Raw genomic sequence first — 15,403 nt, forward strand, 5'->3', positions numbered from 1 at the left:
CCACAAGGAGACACCATGCCCCCCACCCGCATCGTCACTTTGGCACTGTCCGTCCTGCTCGGCTGCACCATGCTGGCCGCCTGCGGCAGCGGCGGCGGCGACCAGCCCGCGAGCACCGCCAAGGCGGGCGGCAGCAGCAGCGCCGGCGGCCTGATCGCGATCATCACCCCGTCGCACGACAACCCGTTCTTCAAGGCCGAGGCCGAGGCGGCCAAGGCGCAGGCCGAGAAGCTCGGCTACCAGACCTCCGTGGCCTCCCACGACGACGACCCCAACAAGCAGAGCGAGCTGATCGACGCCGCCATCTCCCGCCAGGCCAAGGCGATCATCCTGGACAACGCGGGCGCCGACGCCTCCATCGGGCCGGTCCGCAAGGCCGCGCAGGGCGGCATCCCGGTCTTCCTGATCGACCGGGAGATCAACGCCACCGGCGTCGCCAAGGCCCAGATCGTCTCCAACAACTCCCAGGGCGCCCAGCTGGTCGCGCAGTCGTTCGTGGAGGCCATGAAGAGCAAGGGCAACTACGTCGAGCTGGTCGGCAAGGAGTCCGACACCAACGCCAGCGTCCGCTCCAAGGGCTTCGCCGACGTGATCTTTCAGTACCCGGACCTGAAGCCGGTGGCCAAGGAGAGCGCCAACTGGGACCAGCAGGAGGCGTTCACCAAGATGGAGACCATCATCCAGAAGAGCCGCGACATCCAGGGCGTCATCGCCGGCAACGACACCATGGCCCTGGGCGCGGTCGCGGCGCTGAAGGCCGCGGGACTGCTGAAGAAGGTCGTGGTCGTCGGCTTCGACGGCAGCCCCGACGCCATCGCCGCCATCAAGGCGGGCGAGATGCACGCCACCGCGCTGCAACCCGCCGCGCTCGGCGCCACCAGCGCCGTGGACCAGGCCGACCAGTTCATCAAGACCGGCAAGACGGGCAAGGACGAGAAGCAGTCCATCGACTGCGAGCTCGTCACGGCCGACAACGCCGACGAGTTCGGGGTGTTCGCCAGGAAGTGACCCCGCCGGAGTCTCCGCCACCGCGGTACGGACAATAGGCTTCATTCAGGAGTGAATAGAAAGGGGTGCGCGGTGGTCCAGAACCCGGAACGTAGGCGCGACACGACCAAGGATCACCTGCGCCTCCTGGCCCGGGTGGCACGCATGTACCACGAGCAGAACATGCGCCAGCCCGAGATCGCCGCCACGCTCAACATCTCGCAGCCCCGCGTGTCCCGCCTGCTCAAGGAGGCGGTCACGCGGGGCATGGTCCGCACGGTGGTCACGCTCCCCGAAGGGGTGCACACCGAGCTGGAGGAGGAGCTGCAGCGGCGCTACGGGCTGCGCGACGCCGTGGTCGTGGACGTCGAGGACTACCAGGACGACGTGATCCCGTCGCTGGCCTCGGCGGCCGCGGCCTACCTCGGCGTCACCTTCACCGGCGGCGACGTGATCGGCATCTCGTCCTGGAGCGAGACCCTGCTGGCCACGGTCGAACGCCTGCCGCAGAAGAACTCCCAGGTCGCCGACCGCGTCATCCAGCTCGTCGGCGGGGTCGGCAGCCCCGAGGCGCAGGTGCACGCCACCCGGCTGGTCGCCCGCCTGGCCAACCTCACCTACGCCCGGCCGATCTTCGTGCCCCTGCCCGGCGTGGTCGCGACCACCGCGATCCGCGACGCGCTGCTGGAGGACCCCGGCGTGAAGGACGTGCAGGCGCAGTGGCACGACCTGACCGTCGTGCTGGTCGGCATCGGCAGCCTGGAGCCCTCGCCGCTGCTGCTCAGCAGCGGCAACGCGGTCAGCCAGGCCGACCAGGAGGAGCTGCGCGGGCTCGGCGCCGTCGGCGACGTCTGCCTGCACTTCTTCGACGCCACGGGGAAACCCGTCGACTCGGGCTTCGACCAGCGCGTCATCGGCATCGACGCGCCGTCCTTCCGCGCCGTCGAACGGCGGGTGGGGGTCGCGGGCGGCATGCGCAAGCTCTCCGCGATCAAGGCCGCGATCGAGGGCGGCTGGGTCAACGTCCTCATCACCGACCTGACGGTCGCCCGCCTGCTCTGCTCCTGATCGCGTTACGCTGGATCCACCGAACGAGGAGGGCCCAGGCCGAGGCCCGCCGGGTCGGCGCGCGAAGAGATCCCCAGCTTCGGGTGTACAGGTGGAACCCCACCGTCCGCGGGCTCAGGAAGAACTGGGCGCCGGTCGCGGCCGGCTCCGTACGTGCCCGCTCGGCCGAGGGTGCGGAGCCCAGCGCGGCGACGCGGCCGCTGGCCACGGCCGGCTCGTAGCCGCGGGTTCACCTCACGAGGTCCAGGGCCAGCGTGGCCACCGCCAGCCCGAGAAACCCGATCGCCAGGAAGAACGTCGGCGAGAAGTCGCTGACGCGCAGGTGGGTGTAGAGGGCGCAGACGAAGTAGAGGATGAGCCCGGCCGCGGCGGCCGTGCCGACCAGGGGGACGCCGAGGAGCCCGAGCGCCAGCCCGAGCGCGCCCGCGACCTTGAGCGCGCCGATCGGGAAGACCAGCCACGACTCGGGCACTCCCGCCGTCTTCAGCGCGGGACCGAGCGTCCGCATGATCGGTTCGAGCCGGGTCATGGCGGCGAGGCCCGAGAACGTGTTGGCGGCGATGGTCACGAGGGCGGTGACGACATAGGCGGTGGTCAAGAGAGCTCCTTGGAAAGCGGAAGCGGCGTTCGCCACTGAGAGCCCTCGACGCCGGCGAATGTGACATAGCCCGCGGCCGGAAAAATCTCACGAATGGGGTAACCCTTTTCCTGATCAGTTGCGATGAAATGAGCAGACGAGGAGGGGCGCATGGACATCGTTGCGATTGCCGGCCAGGTCATGCCCTATATAACGGCGGCCGTCGGCGCTTACGGGGCCGCGGTGCTGACCAAAACGCAGGACCTGGCGGCCGACGAGTCGGTTAATCTCGGACGCCGGCTGCTGCGGCGTTTCGCCAAGCGGGAGGAGAGCCGCGACCGCATCGAATCCGCCGTACAGGACCTGGTGGAGACGCCCGGGGACGAGGACCTCGTAGCCGCGCTGCGCGGCCAGCTGAAAAAGGCTCTCGCCGCCGATCCCGAGCTGGTCAGGGACGTCACGGAGCTGCTGCGGACGGCTCCCGCCGGCGCGATCGTCGGCAACGACGGCAGCCAGATCGTCTCCGGCAGCTCGATATCCGGTGACAACATCCAGATAGGCCAGGCGCGGGATATCGACATCCGCCGGCGCTGAAGCGTTTACTTGGGTCCGCGTTCCACGTAGATATATCTCGTGATCAGGCGACGGCGGATTCGCGAGTCGTGGGTGTGGCATGCCCTGCTGTGCCTGGCCTTCCTCGCGATTCTCGCCCCGCCGGCCCCGCGTTTTCCCGTGGAGCGGCCGGGACCGGCCATTCCCGCCGGGACTCGTTCCCTGTTATGGCAGGCCCATTTCCGAGGTGACTGGCCCGGTGCGCTCTTCCTGGACGACGTCCTGGTCCTGACGCACGGCGAGCGGGTCGAAGGCAGGAACGCCGTGACAGGTCAGATCCTGTGGTCCTTCAGCGCGTCGGACATCGGCGTCCATCTGCCGCCGGATGAATCGCTGGAGGCCACGGGTGACTACGTCGTCGCGGTGGCCCAGCGCGACGACGAGGACAGCGAGGTGGTCTCCCCGGGCGCCGGCCTGCTCGCCTTCAACGGGCGCACTGGGACGGTCCTCTGGAACCTCACGTCGGGGTTCTACGGCTCCGAGATGCCCGATCCCTACTTCACCTACCTCGGCTCGGGCGGGGAACGCGTACTGATCGAGATCCCTTCCGCCGGCGTGGTGCGGGCTCTGGACGCCGTGGACGGGCAGCCGCGGTGGGAGTCCACCATCTCCCCCGGATGCCACGTCGAGTCGGGAAACGCGGACGAGTCGGTGGCCGCGTACTTGATGAACTGCGCCGGACATTTCCGACTGCGCGTGCTGGGGGTCTCCACCGGGCGTTTCCTCTGGGAACGGGAGGTCTTCCCGTCGGGGACTCCCGTGATCGGGATCAGCGGCCGGGCGATCGGTGTGGAGAGCGACAACGCCTTCACCGTCTACGACACCGACGGACGGCGGCTCTACGAGCACACGGCGGGCGAGACGTGCGTGTGCTTGTGGGCCGCCACGGCCGAGGGCCTGGTGGTCGTACGGCAGGACGACGTCAGCAAGTCCATGGTGGCGGACGCGGTGGACCGGCGATCGCGCCGCGTCACGCCCATCCGCGGCGAGGCGGGAGAGTTCGAGACGGTCGAGGCGGTGGACGGGAGGATCTACGGGAGGAGGCGGCTCGGCGCCACGCTCCAAGGCTCCGCCATCGTGACAGTGGATCCGGCGACGGCGAAGCAGACGCCTGTCGTCACGTTCCCGATCTACGAGGACGTGATCGGCATCAGCCGGTACGCGTTGCTCCTCGCCCCCGACTCGAACGAGGACACGAAGTCACTGCTGGCGTACAGAACGGTCGCACCGCCGATGACCGACCCTGGCCGCACGGCTAGAGGTGGCGTCGAGACCCGGGCCTGGCCGGACACGTGCTCCCTCATCCCGCCCTCGGCACTGGCGGCCGAGTTTCCGAAGGCCCGCTACCGGCCACTCCCACTGCCGGGCCCGCCCGGACTCGGCCTGAGCACCCCCATCGGCTGCGACCTGGTCCCCGGTGACGCGAAGCACCCCGTGCTCACGATCAGCGTCCTGTGGGTGGGCGCGACGGCGGGCGAGGCGGAGACGATACTGCAAACCATCGCCGCCGAGTGGGATGAGAAGGACCCCAGCCGGATCTCCAGCCCCGAGCCCTGGATGCGCTTGTACGTCAGCACGTACATGACCGATGAAACGGTCGTACGGGTGGGCGGCGCGCTGGTCCGCATGGACGGCGCGGGGAACCGTGACGTCGCGGTGCGGCTCGCCCGCGCGCTGGCCGGCAGCCTCCGGGCGGCGGCATGACCCGCCTGCCCGGCGCGGAGCCGGGCCAGCCGGCCACCGCGGCCCCGGTGCTGCGGGATTCGGTGGTCGGTGGGGACAACATCCAGATCACGACCGCACGGGACGTGACGATCATCTCACGAGGTGTCCCCAGGCTCCCGCGGTTGATCGCCGCCGGGGTCGCGCTGGTGCTCTGCGGCGTGGCGGCCGGGCTGTGGCCCACCTTGGTGGACGCGGCCGAGGATCTGGCCGGCGCACCGGTCCTGGCCGGCACGGTCACGTCGAGGCTCGACGTGACGGACTCCGTGGCGACGCACGACCAGCTGCCGCCCGCCGATCACGCCATGCTGATGCGAGGCCCGCGCCTCAAGCAGCTGACCGAGATGCTGTCACGTAATCACGCGGCGCGCGTGCGGAAGATGAACGTGGTCGTCGTCCTCCAGGGGCGGCGCAGCGAGCCGATCAGGATCATCGACGTCCGGCCCCGGATTCTCCGCTCCGGTCCCGTTCCCACGGGCACCTGCCTCACCGTTCCCTCCCAGGGGGACGGAGCCGAGTACGAGGTCAAGGTGGACCTCGATCGCCAGACGCCTGAAGGCGGAGGTTCGCGGTTCTTGCCCAAGAGCATCGACCTGGCCGACGGCGAGCGCGTCACGATCGACTTCACCGCGACGGCCGAACTCCGCTGGTACGAGTGGGACATCGAGGTGGTCTACGTCTACAAGGCCGACGAACAGCCCGCGAGCGCGTTCTTCCGCGAGGCCGACGGGCAGCCGTTCAGGGTCACGGGAGAGGCCAAGGGGTACGCCACCGTTTACGGCGATCCCACTCTCCTCGGCGGGGGCTATCGGGTCTGGAAGAGGAACCAGCCGTGCCGCGGGTGGTGAGGGCATGCCTCCTGGCCGTCCTCCTCCTGAGCATGGCCCTGGTGCCGGCGAGCGCGCCGGCCGGCGCCCTGCCGAGAGCGCGGCTCGTCTCCCTCTGGCACGCCGACGTGCCCATCCCGCGCGAGGGTTACGAGCACGCGCTGACCTCCCGCGACTTCCTCCTGCGCACCGGGCGGGGCGTGCTGGCGTTCGGGACGGACGACGGGCGCCCGAGGTGGAGGTACCAGCTCACCACCGCGTCCGCCACGGGCTGGGACCTCGCCTCCGGCGTCGTCCTGATCGACTACTACCGGCCGGCCAGGCAGGCGAGCGGCAGGCATGAGCTGATCGCACTGTCGAGCACCACCGGCAGGCAGCTCTGGCGCAGGCAGGGGACGTCCCTCCCGCCAGGCTGGAGGAGATCGTCGGCTCCCCGGGACCGCTCGCCGGTGTTCGCCGTCGGGGCGGCCGGCGCGGTCAAGGGGATCGCGACCGGGACGGGCCGCGAGGTGTGGAGTTTCCGCGTGCCCGCCGGGTGCGACGTCTCCGGCTCGGCGGCCCGCGCCGCCGACGTGGTGCTGTTCCTCGCCTGCGGCCGGTCACCGCGCGTGCTCCTGCTGGACGCCGCCACCGGTACGACGCTCCGCTCGATCCCGCTCCCCGCGGGAACCTCCCCGGACTTCCAGGTGGCCGACGGCGTGATCGCGTTCTTCGGGGACCGCGCGATGACGCTGTTCGACGACCGCGGACGGGCCGTCCTCCACCACGGGGAATGCTGGCCGCGCTGCGCCGTGGCGCGGGGGCCCGGCCTCGTGCTGACGACCTATCACAGCGGCGAGGACGACGTCCTGGCGGCGACGTCCTGGCCGGACGGCGCGCCCCTGTGGCAGGTGAAGCCGGCGCCGGAGTACGCGAAGCTGGTCGAGGGCGGCATCGGAGCCCGGGCCGGGCTCGGCGGGTTCCCGGTCGTCGATTCGATCGAGCCAGGGACCGGGGCGGCGACCTCGTACAGCCTGCCCCTCCCGGCCGAGGTGCTGGCGTCGGCCGGTCAGCGGCTCTACGTCGGGAGCGTCATGCACGCGGCGGGGCAGACCGCCCGCGTGCGCGTCACGGCCCTGCGGCGCGTCCCGCCGGGCACAGGCCCCTCGCTGCTCGCGGGCGTGAACCCGGGCCGCTGGCCGGACGCCTGCGCGCTACTGCCAGCCGGGACGTTCTCACCCGGTCAGCCTCAGACCGCCCTGTACGGATACACGCTGCCCAGGCCCGTCTCCTGTAGCTACACAGAGCCGGGCGCCGGCTCCTTCAGCCTCCGCGTGATCTGGATCGCCGACGATGAGGACGAGGCCGCGGATATGGTCCAGGCCCTGGCAGACGTGTACGCCTACCGGTCCGCCGGGATCGGGGACCAGGCCGTGGTGGACGGCTCTCCGCCGAGCAGGATCTACTTCCGGGCCGGCCCGGTGGTGGCGGCCGTGACGTCGAGCGACCTTCCCATCCGGCGCCGGTTGACGGCGCTCGCCGGATCGATCGCCGACCGGTTACGCGACGCGGGCCCCGGCGTCCGGGCACCGGCCACGCTTCCCGTCGCGCCTTCGCGGCGGCTCGTCCTGTCCCGCCTGCCCGGGACGAAGGTGACGGTGGCCCAGGACCTCACGGCCCCGCCCGTGGTCACCGCGTACGTGCTGGACGGGCACCCGTACGTCCGCGAGAAGGGAACCTTCACCCGGCTGGGCACGAAGGTGCACGCGCTCTCGCCGAGCGGCGCCTGGGGAGCCCGGACGACGGAGAACCACCCCTCGCGCGGCCGGGACCCGGTGACGATCCTGGACACCGCGAAGCGGTCGGTCCACCGGATCCCGACCGTCGAGGCTCCCATGGGTGTGGCCTCGCCCGTCTGGTCACCGGACGGGCGGCGGCTGCTGCTGACCGCCACCGACGCGGACACGATCACCGGGTTCGTGATCATCGACCTGGCCACGATGCGTCCCCGGTTCGTCCGCGTCACCGAGGGTGACCGTTACTCGGGCGCGTTCCGTTGGGGAGCTGACGCCAGGACCGTCGCCCTGCAGTCCGGACCCAAGACCGAGTACGAGGACGCGGCCGAGGGCGCGGACAACGATTTGGACGTCACGTTCTTCAACCTCGACGGCACCGTGAACCGTCGCCTCGGGAACGTCGGGAAGCTGATCGACGGACAGAACTGGGTGTCGCCCTCCGGCCTGGTCTTCGCCACCCACTGCCCTGGACGCACGAGCCAGACCTGCCTGTGGCGGACCGCGAACGGCGCCAGGACCGCCCGGATCCCCGTCGAGCCGGATTCTCTCGTCTCCTGGTACGGCGAGAAGCGGCTCCTCGTCTGGCACGCTCTCACCTCCGAGGAACAGGCCCTCGCGGTCACCGACTTCTTCGGCCGGCCCCTCACCCACCTCGCCAGGGCCTACGGGCACGACGGGCTGACGCTCGCCGCCGGGGCGGCGTAGCGCTTCCACATAGTCTGTGCCACACTCAACTGTTATAGAACAGTCTCAAGAGTTATAGATGGGTGAGGCACATGGCGACAGGAGTCCTGGCGACGCGGCCAGGTGTGATGGAGGACCCCGGGGAGCGGGGCAGGTTCGGGGAGTACGGCGGGCTCTACGTGCCGGAGTCGCTGGTCGCGGCGTGCCGGGAGGTGGAGGCGGCCTTCCGGGAGGCCCGGACCGACCCGGCCTTCCGCGAGAGCCTGGCGGAGTCGCTGGCCCTGCACGTGGGGCGGCCCACGCCGCTGACCCCGGCGCGGCGGCTGTCGGCGGAGCTGGGCGTGACCCTGCTGCTCAAGCGGGAGGATCTCGCCCACACCGGCTCCCACAAGATCAATAACGTGCTGGGCCAGGCCCTGCTCGCGCTCCGGATGGGCCGCACCCGGCTGATCGCCGAGACCGGCGCGGGGCAGCACGGCGTGGCCGTCGCGACCGCCGCCGCGCTGCTGGGGCTGCCGGCGACCGTGTTCATGGGGGAACGGGACGTCGAGCGGCAGGGGCTGAACGTGTTCCGGATGCGCATGCTGGGCACCGAGGTCGTGCCGGTCGGCACCGGCAGCCGTACCCTCAAGGACGCCACCAGCGAGGCGATGCGCCACTGGGTGGCGGACACCGAGGAGGCGTACTACTGCGTCGGCTCGGTCATCGGGCCCAACCCGTACCCGTGGATGGTGCGCGAGTTCCAGCGGGTCATCGGCGACGAGGCGCGCGAGCAGTGCGCCGGGGCGCTCCCGGCCGCCGTGCCCGACTACGTCGTGGCCTGCGTGGGAGGCGGCTCCAACGCGGCGGGCACGTTCGCCGGGTTCGTCGGCACCTCCGCCCGGCTCATCGGGGTGGAGGCGGAGGGCGGCGCCGGGGCGGCCAGGGGCAGCCTCGGCGTGCTGCACGGCTTCCGCTCGCTGTTCCTCCAGGACGACCACGGGCAGATCACCGAGGCGCACTCCATCGCCGCCGGCCTGGACTACCCGGGGGTCGGGCCGGAGCACGCCCACCTGCGTGACCTCGGCCGGGCGCGTTATGTCACGGTCTCCGACGAGGAGGTGGTGGACGCGGCGGTGCGGCTGGCCCGCGCCGAGGGCATCGTGCCCGCGCTGGAGTCGGCGCACGCGGTCGCGTGGGTGATCCGCGCGGCGCGTACGGGCGAGCTGCCGCCCGGTGCGACGGTCCTGCTCACCCTGTCCGGCAGGGGCGACAAGGACATCTCCACCCTGAAGGAGCTGGTATGAGCACCGGCCTGCTCGAAAGCCCGCTGCGCGCCCGGCGCGACGGCGGCCACAAGCTGCTCATGCCGTACGTGACCGGCGGCATCACCCCCGGCTGGACCGGCTACCTGCGGGCGTTCGCCGCCGCCGGCGCGGACGCGATCGAGCTCGGCCTGCCGTTCTCCGACCCGACGCTCGACGGCGCCACCATCCAGGAGGCGTCGGACGCGGCGCTGGCCCGGGGCGCGACGGCCCACGGCATCCTGGCCGAGGTCGCCGAGCTGCGCCTGGACGTGCCGCTGGTCGCCAGCACCTACTACAACCTGGTGCTGCGCGACGGGCCCGCGGAGTTCTGCCGGGCGCTGCGCCGGGCGGGGGTCGCCGGGCTCATCGTGCCCGACCTGCCGCTGGACGAGGCCGGCGAGCTGGCGGACGCGGCCGCCGCCACCGGCGTCGACCTGGTGCTGCTCGCCTCCCCCGCGACGCCGCAGCGACGGCTGGACGAGATCGCGCGCCGCAGCCGGGGCTTCGTCTACGCCGTCTCGGTGATGGGCACCACCGGCGAGCGGGCCGCGCTCGCCGAGCCCGCCGCGGCCCTGACCGAACGGATCAAGCAGGGCAGCGACCGGCCGGTCTTGCTAGGATTTGGCATTTCCACGCCGGAACAGGCCGTGGAGGCCACCCGGCGCGCCGACGGCGTCGTCATCGGTACCGCGATCATGCGCCGGATCCTCGACGGGGCGGCGCCGGACGACGTCGGCGCCTACCTGACGGGCCTGCGGCGGGCCCTGGACCAGGAGTGTGACGAAACACGATGGCCCGCGACGCCGGACACGAGGCGAGGTACCGCGCCATAGCCGCCGACCTCGCCGCGAAGATCCGGTCGGGACATTACGCCCCCGGCGCGGCGCTGCCGCCCCAGCGCGAGCTGAGCGCCTCGTACGGGGTCACCCTGATGACGCTGCGCCAGGCGCTCCGGCAGCTCAGCGACGAAGGGCTGATCGTGCAGCAGGCCGGACGGGGCACGTTCGTGTCCCCGCCGCACCTGGCCTACCAGCTCGGCTCCCTGCAGAGCCTGGCCGACGACCTCAGGAAGCAGGGCCACGAGGTTCGCACGGTCGTGCTCGGGCGCTCCCTGCGCCGGGTCCCGGCCGGGGTCGCCACGCAGCTGCGCACCGCTCCCGGCGAGAGCGCGCTGCGGCTGGAACGGGTGCGCGAGTTCGCCGGCCGCCCCGCGATCCACCAGGTCTCCTGGATCCGGCGGCCGGCCGCCGAGCAGATCCGGGATCGGGACTTCACCGCCGTCTCCCTCTACGGCGCCCTCGCCGACTGCGGCGTGGCGGTGGCGCGCGCCTCGGAGAAGATCCGGCCCGGCCTGCTCGACCCGGCCGTCGCGGCGCACCTCGGGGAGCCGCCCGGCAGCCCGGTCTTCCTCAGCGAGCGGATCACGTACGCGCTCGACGCCACCGCGCTGGTGGCCGACCACGCCACCATCCTGGCCAGCATGATGGAGATCCGCACAGAACGGGCCGCCACCGGCCTGTCGCTCACCTGGGGCGCGAGCACCTGACCCCAGGTAGATCTTGGTCAATGTTTTCGATCTACGTCGGCGCAGGTCAGCGTGTCCGTCGCCGGGGAAGGCCGGTCGGCTGCGACGTTGGTGCTCCAGGTCTCACCCGGGTGTTGGAGCGCAAATGATCAATCTCGGCTTCGTCGGGCCCAGCCGTCCCGCCAACGACTACAAGCTCACCGACGTGATCGACGGTGACACCCCGAAGATCGAAATGTCGGTCCGCATGGTGTCCATCGACACCCCGGAGACCCACTTCGGGGGCACCCCGGTCACGGCCCAGGCCGCGCTCGAGCGCACCAAGACCCGCCTGCAGGACGGCACGTACGACGCCATCCCCGAGCACCTGCGCGAATATCTCATCTCGCGCATCACCCCGAACGCCGCCGATCACCACATGACCGCCGGCCAGCTGGCGGCCGAGGCGCACAAGACCATGGTGAAGACCCGCCTGACCCGCCCGGACGGCACCCAGCGCAAGCTGGCCGTCATCGCCACCGGCGAGCTCGTCGAGAACCACGGCCGCCTGCTGGCCTACACCGCGCCCTGGTTCGCCGGCGGGACGTCGGACCCGCTGCCGCCCCGCGACGACCCGCAGCGCCGCACCTTCAACCTCGACCTGCTGTCCCTCGGGTGGGCCGCCAGCTTCCTCATCTACCCCTCCATCCCGTCCACCTTCGACCTGAACCTGATGCTCGACGAGGCCGAGGTGGCCTGGGAGCAGAAGCGCGGCGCGTGGGCGCAGTTCGGCCCCGAGCTGCTGCTGGGTTACGAGTACCGGGCCTGCGTCAAGCTCGGCACCGAGGACCTGAAGAGTCCCGCGGAGGCCATCGCGAACGCCTACGAGCGCGTGTGCGTGGACCTGCGCACCCTGACCGAGGTCGGCCTGTACGGCTACCACCAGGTCCCGCCGCCGAACCGGCTGTGGATCTGGAAGACGGACCTGGAGCAGGCCCGCAAGGACCTGCCCATCAAGCACTAGTTCCTGACGCTCACGCCGCCGTGCGGATGATGCCCAGGGCCTCCTCGACGCGGTCGGCGTGGGTGCGGAAGCTGAGCACGCACAGGCGCAGGAAGAACTTCCCGGCGACGGTGGTGCTGCTCAGGAAGACGCGCTGGGTGTCGTTGACGTCCGCCAGGAGCCGCCGGTTGCGCTCGTCCGTGCCACGCAGCCGGAAGAGCACGACCGTCAGGTCCGGCCGCCACGGCACCTCGAAGCGCGGGTCCTGGGCGAGCCGGCGGTGGACGTGGCCGGCGAGGTCGAGCTTCTCGTCCAGCTCCCGCTCGAAGGCGCGCACGCCGTGCAGGTGCAGCGGCAGCCACAGCCGCAGGCCGCGGAACTCCCTGGTCAGCTCCACCCCGAGATGTCCGTAGTCGGGCAGGCCGTCCAGCTCCCGCAGGTCCTGCAGGTACCGGCCGTCGGCCGCGTGGGCGGCGTGGAGCACGGCCGGGTCGCGCACCAGCAGCAGGCCGGTGCCGTACGGGAGGAAGAGGCTCTTGTGCGGGTCCAACACGATCGAGTCGGCGGCCTCGATCCCGGCGAGCCGGGTCCGGCCGCGTTCGGTGAGCTGGAAGCCGCCGCCGTAGGCCGCGTCCACGTGGAACCAGAGCCCTTCACGGCGAGCCAGCTCGCCCAGCTCGGGCAGGGGGTCGACGGTGCCGGAGCTGGTGGTCCCGGCGGTGCCGGCCAGCAGGAACGGGTGCAGTCCCGCCGCACGGTCGTCGGCGATCATCCTGGCCGCCGCCGCGACGTCCATGCGCAGGTCCGCGGTGGCGGGCACGACGCGGATCCGCTCCGGGGGCAGGCCCGCGATGCGGGCGGCCTTGGCGACGCAGTAGTGCGTGTGCTCGCTCACGTACAACGTGCCGTCGCCCGGCCGGCCGTGCCGGGCCGCGAGCAGCGCCGACAACGTGGCCGGCGAGCCACCCGTCGTGACCAGCCCGCCCGCGCCCGCCGGCAGTCCGAAGCGGTCGCAGAACCAGGTCACCACCCCGTGCTCCATGGCGACCAGGGCGGGTGACATCTGGGCCACTCCGGTGAAGCGGTTGGCGGCCTGGGCGAGCAGCTCCGCCAGCGCCGCGGTGACCAGACCACCCGCCGGGAAGTAGGCCAGGTAGCCGGGCCCCGCCGTGTTCACGCCTTGCCCGGCCGCCTGGCGGAACGTCTCCAGGAGCGCGCCGAAGTCGCCGGGGCCGTCGGGGGGCGGCCGGAGCAGCGCGGGGGCCAGCCGGTCCACCTGCCCGTAGTCGCTCGCGGGCGCCGAGTCCAGCTCGGCGACCCAGTCGGCCAGGAAGTCCACCGCCTGGCGGCCCAGCCGGGCGACGGCGGATCGGTCGAGTTCGAGGGGAAGAGCACTTTCGTCGGTTGTCACGCGAGGCACCGTAAACCGGTGCCGAACATCATGGATTGGACGTTATTGCACTCCCCGCTGGTAAGCGCGGGGCGGGACGCCGACGAGGCTCCGGAAGTGCCGCGAAAGGTGCGACTGATCGCAGAACCCCACCGCCACGGCGGCCTCGGCCGGCGGCACGCCCTGCCGCAGCAGCTCGCGGGCCTTCGAGACGCGCAGCTGGGTCACGTACGCGTGCGGCGGCATGCCGTACGCGCGCCGGAACGAGCGCAACAGCGCGAACGCCGTGACCCCGGCCGTGGCGGCCAGCTCGTTCAGGCCGGGCGGGTTCGGCATGGTCGCGTGGAGCAGGTCGCGGATCTCGGCCATGCTCCTGTGCCCGGTCGAGCGGGCCGGGCGCCTCGGGCGGCGCGTGCCGTACGCGCCGAGCACGACGGTCAGCAACGCGTGCAGCTGGGAGTCGGCGGCCAGCGACGGGCCGGACTCCGCCGCGCGATGGGCGGCCGTCACCCGCCGGGCCACCCGCGCGTCGGGCACCATCCTCCGGTCGAACGACGGGATCCCGGCGGGCACGCCGAGCTCGTCCGCGACCTCCCGCATCTGCTCGACGCTCGGGTAGAGCACCCGGTACGTCCACCCGTCGGCGGTCGGGGACTCGCCGGTGTGGACGATGCCGGGCTCGATCAGCACGACGTCGTCGATGCCCGCGTACTCGACGCCGTCCGCGAAACGGATCTCCTCCAGGCCCGCCTCCAGCGTCCCGATCGCGTACGTCTCGTGGCTGTGCCGGGCGAACCGGCGCCGGACGAAACGTGCCCGCATCAGATCCAGGCCACCGAGGCCGCCGTAACGCCAATAGCTGGCGAACTCTCCGGATGCCATGACGTCCTCCCACCGATTCCGGCACTCCCGCACCGCCGCTCCTGCGACCTCATCAGTTCGCGGGCGCGCGTGAGCGCGCCGCGGCACGTCGATCCTGCCGTGGTCGCGGACGTCGCCGAGTGGCTCTCACCGGGTCAGCGGGAGATCACCTGGCTTCTGTCCGGGTTCAAGGGCCGGATCGCTCTCGCTCCGCTGCGCGGGCAGCTCGGGAACGGCCTCCTCCTCCGCGAGGGCGGGCCGCTCGGGCTGGACCCGTTCGGAGCCGACCGCGGCGGGCCCGGTCTGGACCCGTTCCGCGTCGGCCGTGGCGGGCCCGGCCGGTGCGGCGTTCTGCGTCGCCCGTTCGAAGAAGCGCAGCAGCTCGACCGGCAGCGGCATGATCAGCGTGGAGTTCTTCTCCGCGGCGACCTCCACCACGGTCTGCAGCAGGCGCAGCTGCAGCGCGCCCGGCGTCTGGGCCATGATGCCCGAGGCGTCGGCCAGCTTGCCCGCGGCCTGCAGCTCGCCGTCGGCGACGATCACCCGGGAGCGCCGCTCGCGCTCCGCCTCGGCCTGGCGGGCGATCGACCGCTTCATGGCCTCGGGCAGCTGCACGTCCTTGATCTCCACGCGGTCGATGTGGATGCCCCAGCCGAGCGCCGGGCTGTCGATCATGAGCGCGAGGCCCCGGTTCAGCTCCTCGCGGTTGGTCAGCAGATCGTCCAGCTCGCTCTTGCCGATGATGGACCGCAGCGAGGTCTGCGCCACCTGCTCGACGGCGAACAGGTAGTTCTGCACCTCGATCGCGGCCCGCATCGGGTCCTGCACCCGGAAGTAGGCGACGGCGTCGACCCGTACGGAGATGTTGTCCCTGGTGATGCCCTCCTGCGTGGGGATCGGCATCGTGACGATCTGGACGTTGACCTTCCGCATCCGGTCGACCCCGGGGATCAGGAACCTCAGGCCCGGCTGACGGATCTGCTGTTGTGCCCGGCCGAAGCGGAAGACGATGCCGCGTTCGACCTGGTTGACGACTCTCACCCCGGTGACCACCACCAAGAAGAGGAAGAAGGCGATGACTCCGAGCACGATGTTGATGTCCATGGA

15 protein-coding genes are annotated in these 15,403 nt (G+C 71.6%); 11 read left to right on the forward strand and 4 right to left on the reverse strand.

Annotated elements, in window-relative coordinates; all coding sequences use genetic code 11:
• Positions 1–15: 15 nt before the first annotated feature.
• From H4W80_RS30495 to H4W80_RS30505, 3 genes are all read left to right on the forward strand, one after another.
• On the forward strand, positions 16–1,008 hold the full coding sequence (locus H4W80_RS30495) for a D-ribose ABC transporter substrate-binding protein (RefSeq protein WP_225963747.1): 993 nt from the start codon (positions 16–18) through the stop codon (positions 1,006–1,008).
• A gap of 72 nt (positions 1,009–1,080) precedes the next feature.
• Positions 1,081–2,055, forward strand: a complete 975-nt coding sequence (locus H4W80_RS30500) for a sugar-binding transcriptional regulator (protein ID WP_318787136.1) — start codon at positions 1,081–1,083, stop codon at positions 2,053–2,055.
• 83 nt (positions 2,056–2,138) lie between these two features.
• The gene (locus H4W80_RS30505) at positions 2,139–2,276 is read left to right on the forward strand and encodes a hypothetical protein (protein ID WP_192788233.1); all 138 of its coding nucleotides are present in this window, start codon (positions 2,139–2,141) and stop codon (positions 2,274–2,276) included.
• 8 nt (positions 2,277–2,284) lie between these two features.
• Here the strand turns inward: H4W80_RS30505 and H4W80_RS30510 are convergent, their stop codons facing one another.
• On the reverse strand, positions 2,285–2,653 hold the full coding sequence (locus H4W80_RS30510) for a DoxX family protein (protein ID WP_192788234.1): 369 nt from the start codon (positions 2,651–2,653) through the stop codon (positions 2,285–2,287).
• Between the two features lie 150 nt (positions 2,654–2,803).
• Here H4W80_RS30510 and H4W80_RS30515 point away from each other — a divergent pair, with 150 nt between their 5' ends.
• From H4W80_RS30515 to H4W80_RS30550, 8 genes are all read left to right on the forward strand, one after another.
• On the forward strand, positions 2,804–3,226 hold the full coding sequence (locus tag H4W80_RS30515; protein ID WP_192788235.1) for a hypothetical protein: 423 nt from the start codon (positions 2,804–2,806) through the stop codon (positions 3,224–3,226).
• A gap of 39 nt (positions 3,227–3,265) precedes the next feature.
• Entirely contained in the window at positions 3,266–4,948 is a 1,683-nt protein-coding gene (locus tag H4W80_RS30520; protein WP_192788236.1) for an outer membrane protein assembly factor BamB family protein, read from the forward strand.
• Complete coding sequence (locus H4W80_RS30525; RefSeq protein ID WP_192788237.1) at positions 4,945–5,814, forward strand: hypothetical protein; 870 nt, start codon at positions 4,945–4,947, stop codon at positions 5,812–5,814. Before H4W80_RS30520 ends, H4W80_RS30525 begins: the two co-directional genes overlap by 4 nt.
• The gene (locus tag H4W80_RS30530; RefSeq protein WP_192788238.1) at positions 5,799–8,273 is read left to right on the forward strand and encodes an outer membrane protein assembly factor BamB family protein; all 2,475 of its coding nucleotides are present in this window, start codon (positions 5,799–5,801) and stop codon (positions 8,271–8,273) included. The genes H4W80_RS30525 and H4W80_RS30530 overlap by 16 nt, the downstream gene beginning before the upstream one ends.
• 71 nt (positions 8,274–8,344) lie before the next feature.
• The gene (trpB, locus tag H4W80_RS30535; protein ID WP_225963748.1) at positions 8,345–9,538 is read left to right on the forward strand and encodes a tryptophan synthase subunit beta; all 1,194 of its coding nucleotides are present in this window, start codon (positions 8,345–8,347) and stop codon (positions 9,536–9,538) included.
• Positions 9,535–10,371: a tryptophan synthase subunit alpha gene (gene trpA / locus H4W80_RS30540; RefSeq protein ID WP_192788239.1), complete on the forward strand. Its 837-nt coding sequence runs from the start codon at positions 9,535–9,537 to the stop codon at positions 10,369–10,371. Before trpB ends, trpA begins: the two co-directional genes overlap by 4 nt.
• The gene (locus H4W80_RS30545; RefSeq protein WP_185068861.1) at positions 10,329–11,084 is read left to right on the forward strand and encodes a GntR family transcriptional regulator; all 756 of its coding nucleotides are present in this window, start codon (positions 10,329–10,331) and stop codon (positions 11,082–11,084) included. Before trpA ends, H4W80_RS30545 begins: the two co-directional genes overlap by 43 nt.
• A gap of 124 nt (positions 11,085–11,208) precedes the next feature.
• Complete coding sequence (locus H4W80_RS30550) at positions 11,209–12,066, forward strand: hypothetical protein (protein ID WP_192788240.1); 858 nt, start codon at positions 11,209–11,211, stop codon at positions 12,064–12,066.
• 10 nt (positions 12,067–12,076) lie between these two features.
• Here the strand turns inward: H4W80_RS30550 and H4W80_RS30555 are convergent, their stop codons facing one another.
• The 3 genes from H4W80_RS30555 to H4W80_RS30565 form a co-directional block, all read right to left on the reverse strand.
• Positions 12,077–13,456 (reverse strand): pyridoxal phosphate-dependent decarboxylase family protein, encoded by a 1,380-nt coding sequence (locus H4W80_RS30555; protein ID WP_192788241.1) that lies wholly within the window; start codon positions 13,454–13,456, stop codon positions 12,077–12,079.
• Between the two features lie 42 nt (positions 13,457–13,498).
• Positions 13,499–14,317 (reverse strand): AraC family transcriptional regulator, encoded by an 819-nt coding sequence (locus tag H4W80_RS30560; RefSeq protein ID WP_192788242.1) that lies wholly within the window; start codon positions 14,315–14,317, stop codon positions 13,499–13,501.
• 126 nt (positions 14,318–14,443) lie between these two features.
• Complete coding sequence (locus H4W80_RS30565) at positions 14,444–15,400, reverse strand: slipin family protein (RefSeq protein ID WP_192788243.1); 957 nt, start codon at positions 15,398–15,400, stop codon at positions 14,444–14,446.
• Positions 15,401–15,403 lie beyond the last annotated feature (3 nt).

This window comes from Nonomuraea angiospora, from assembly GCF_014873145.1.
Classification (GTDB): domain Bacteria; phylum Actinomycetota; class Actinomycetes; order Streptosporangiales; family Streptosporangiaceae; genus Nonomuraea; species Nonomuraea angiospora.

Excerpts from the sequence above, each read along its gene's own strand:
- H4W80_RS30525 (WP_192788237.1), top strand. The coding sequence starts at position 4,945 with ATGACCCGCCTGCCCGGCGCGGAGCCGGGCCAGCCGGCCACCGCGGCC.
- H4W80_RS30545 (WP_185068861.1), top strand. The coding sequence starts at position 10,329 with ATGGCCCGCGACGCCGGACACGAGGCGAGGTACCGCGCCATAGCCGCC.
- H4W80_RS30495 (WP_225963747.1), top strand. The coding sequence starts at position 16 with ATGCCCCCCACCCGCATCGTCACTTTGGCACTGTCCGTCCTGCTCGGC.
- H4W80_RS30550 (WP_192788240.1), top strand. The coding sequence starts at position 11,209 with ATGATCAATCTCGGCTTCGTCGGGCCCAGCCGTCCCGCCAACGACTAC.
- H4W80_RS30560 (WP_192788242.1), bottom strand. The coding sequence starts at position 14,317 with ATGGCATCCGGAGAGTTCGCCAGCTATTGGCGTTACGGCGGCCTCGGT.
- H4W80_RS30515 (WP_192788235.1), top strand. The coding sequence starts at position 2,804 with ATGGACATCGTTGCGATTGCCGGCCAGGTCATGCCCTATATAACGGCG.
- trpB (WP_225963748.1), top strand. The coding sequence starts at position 8,345 with ATGGCGACAGGAGTCCTGGCGACGCGGCCAGGTGTGATGGAGGACCCC.
- trpA (WP_192788239.1), top strand. The coding sequence starts at position 9,535 with ATGAGCACCGGCCTGCTCGAAAGCCCGCTGCGCGCCCGGCGCGACGGC.
- H4W80_RS30565 (WP_192788243.1), bottom strand. The coding sequence starts at position 15,400 with ATGGACATCAACATCGTGCTCGGAGTCATCGCCTTCTTCCTCTTCTTG.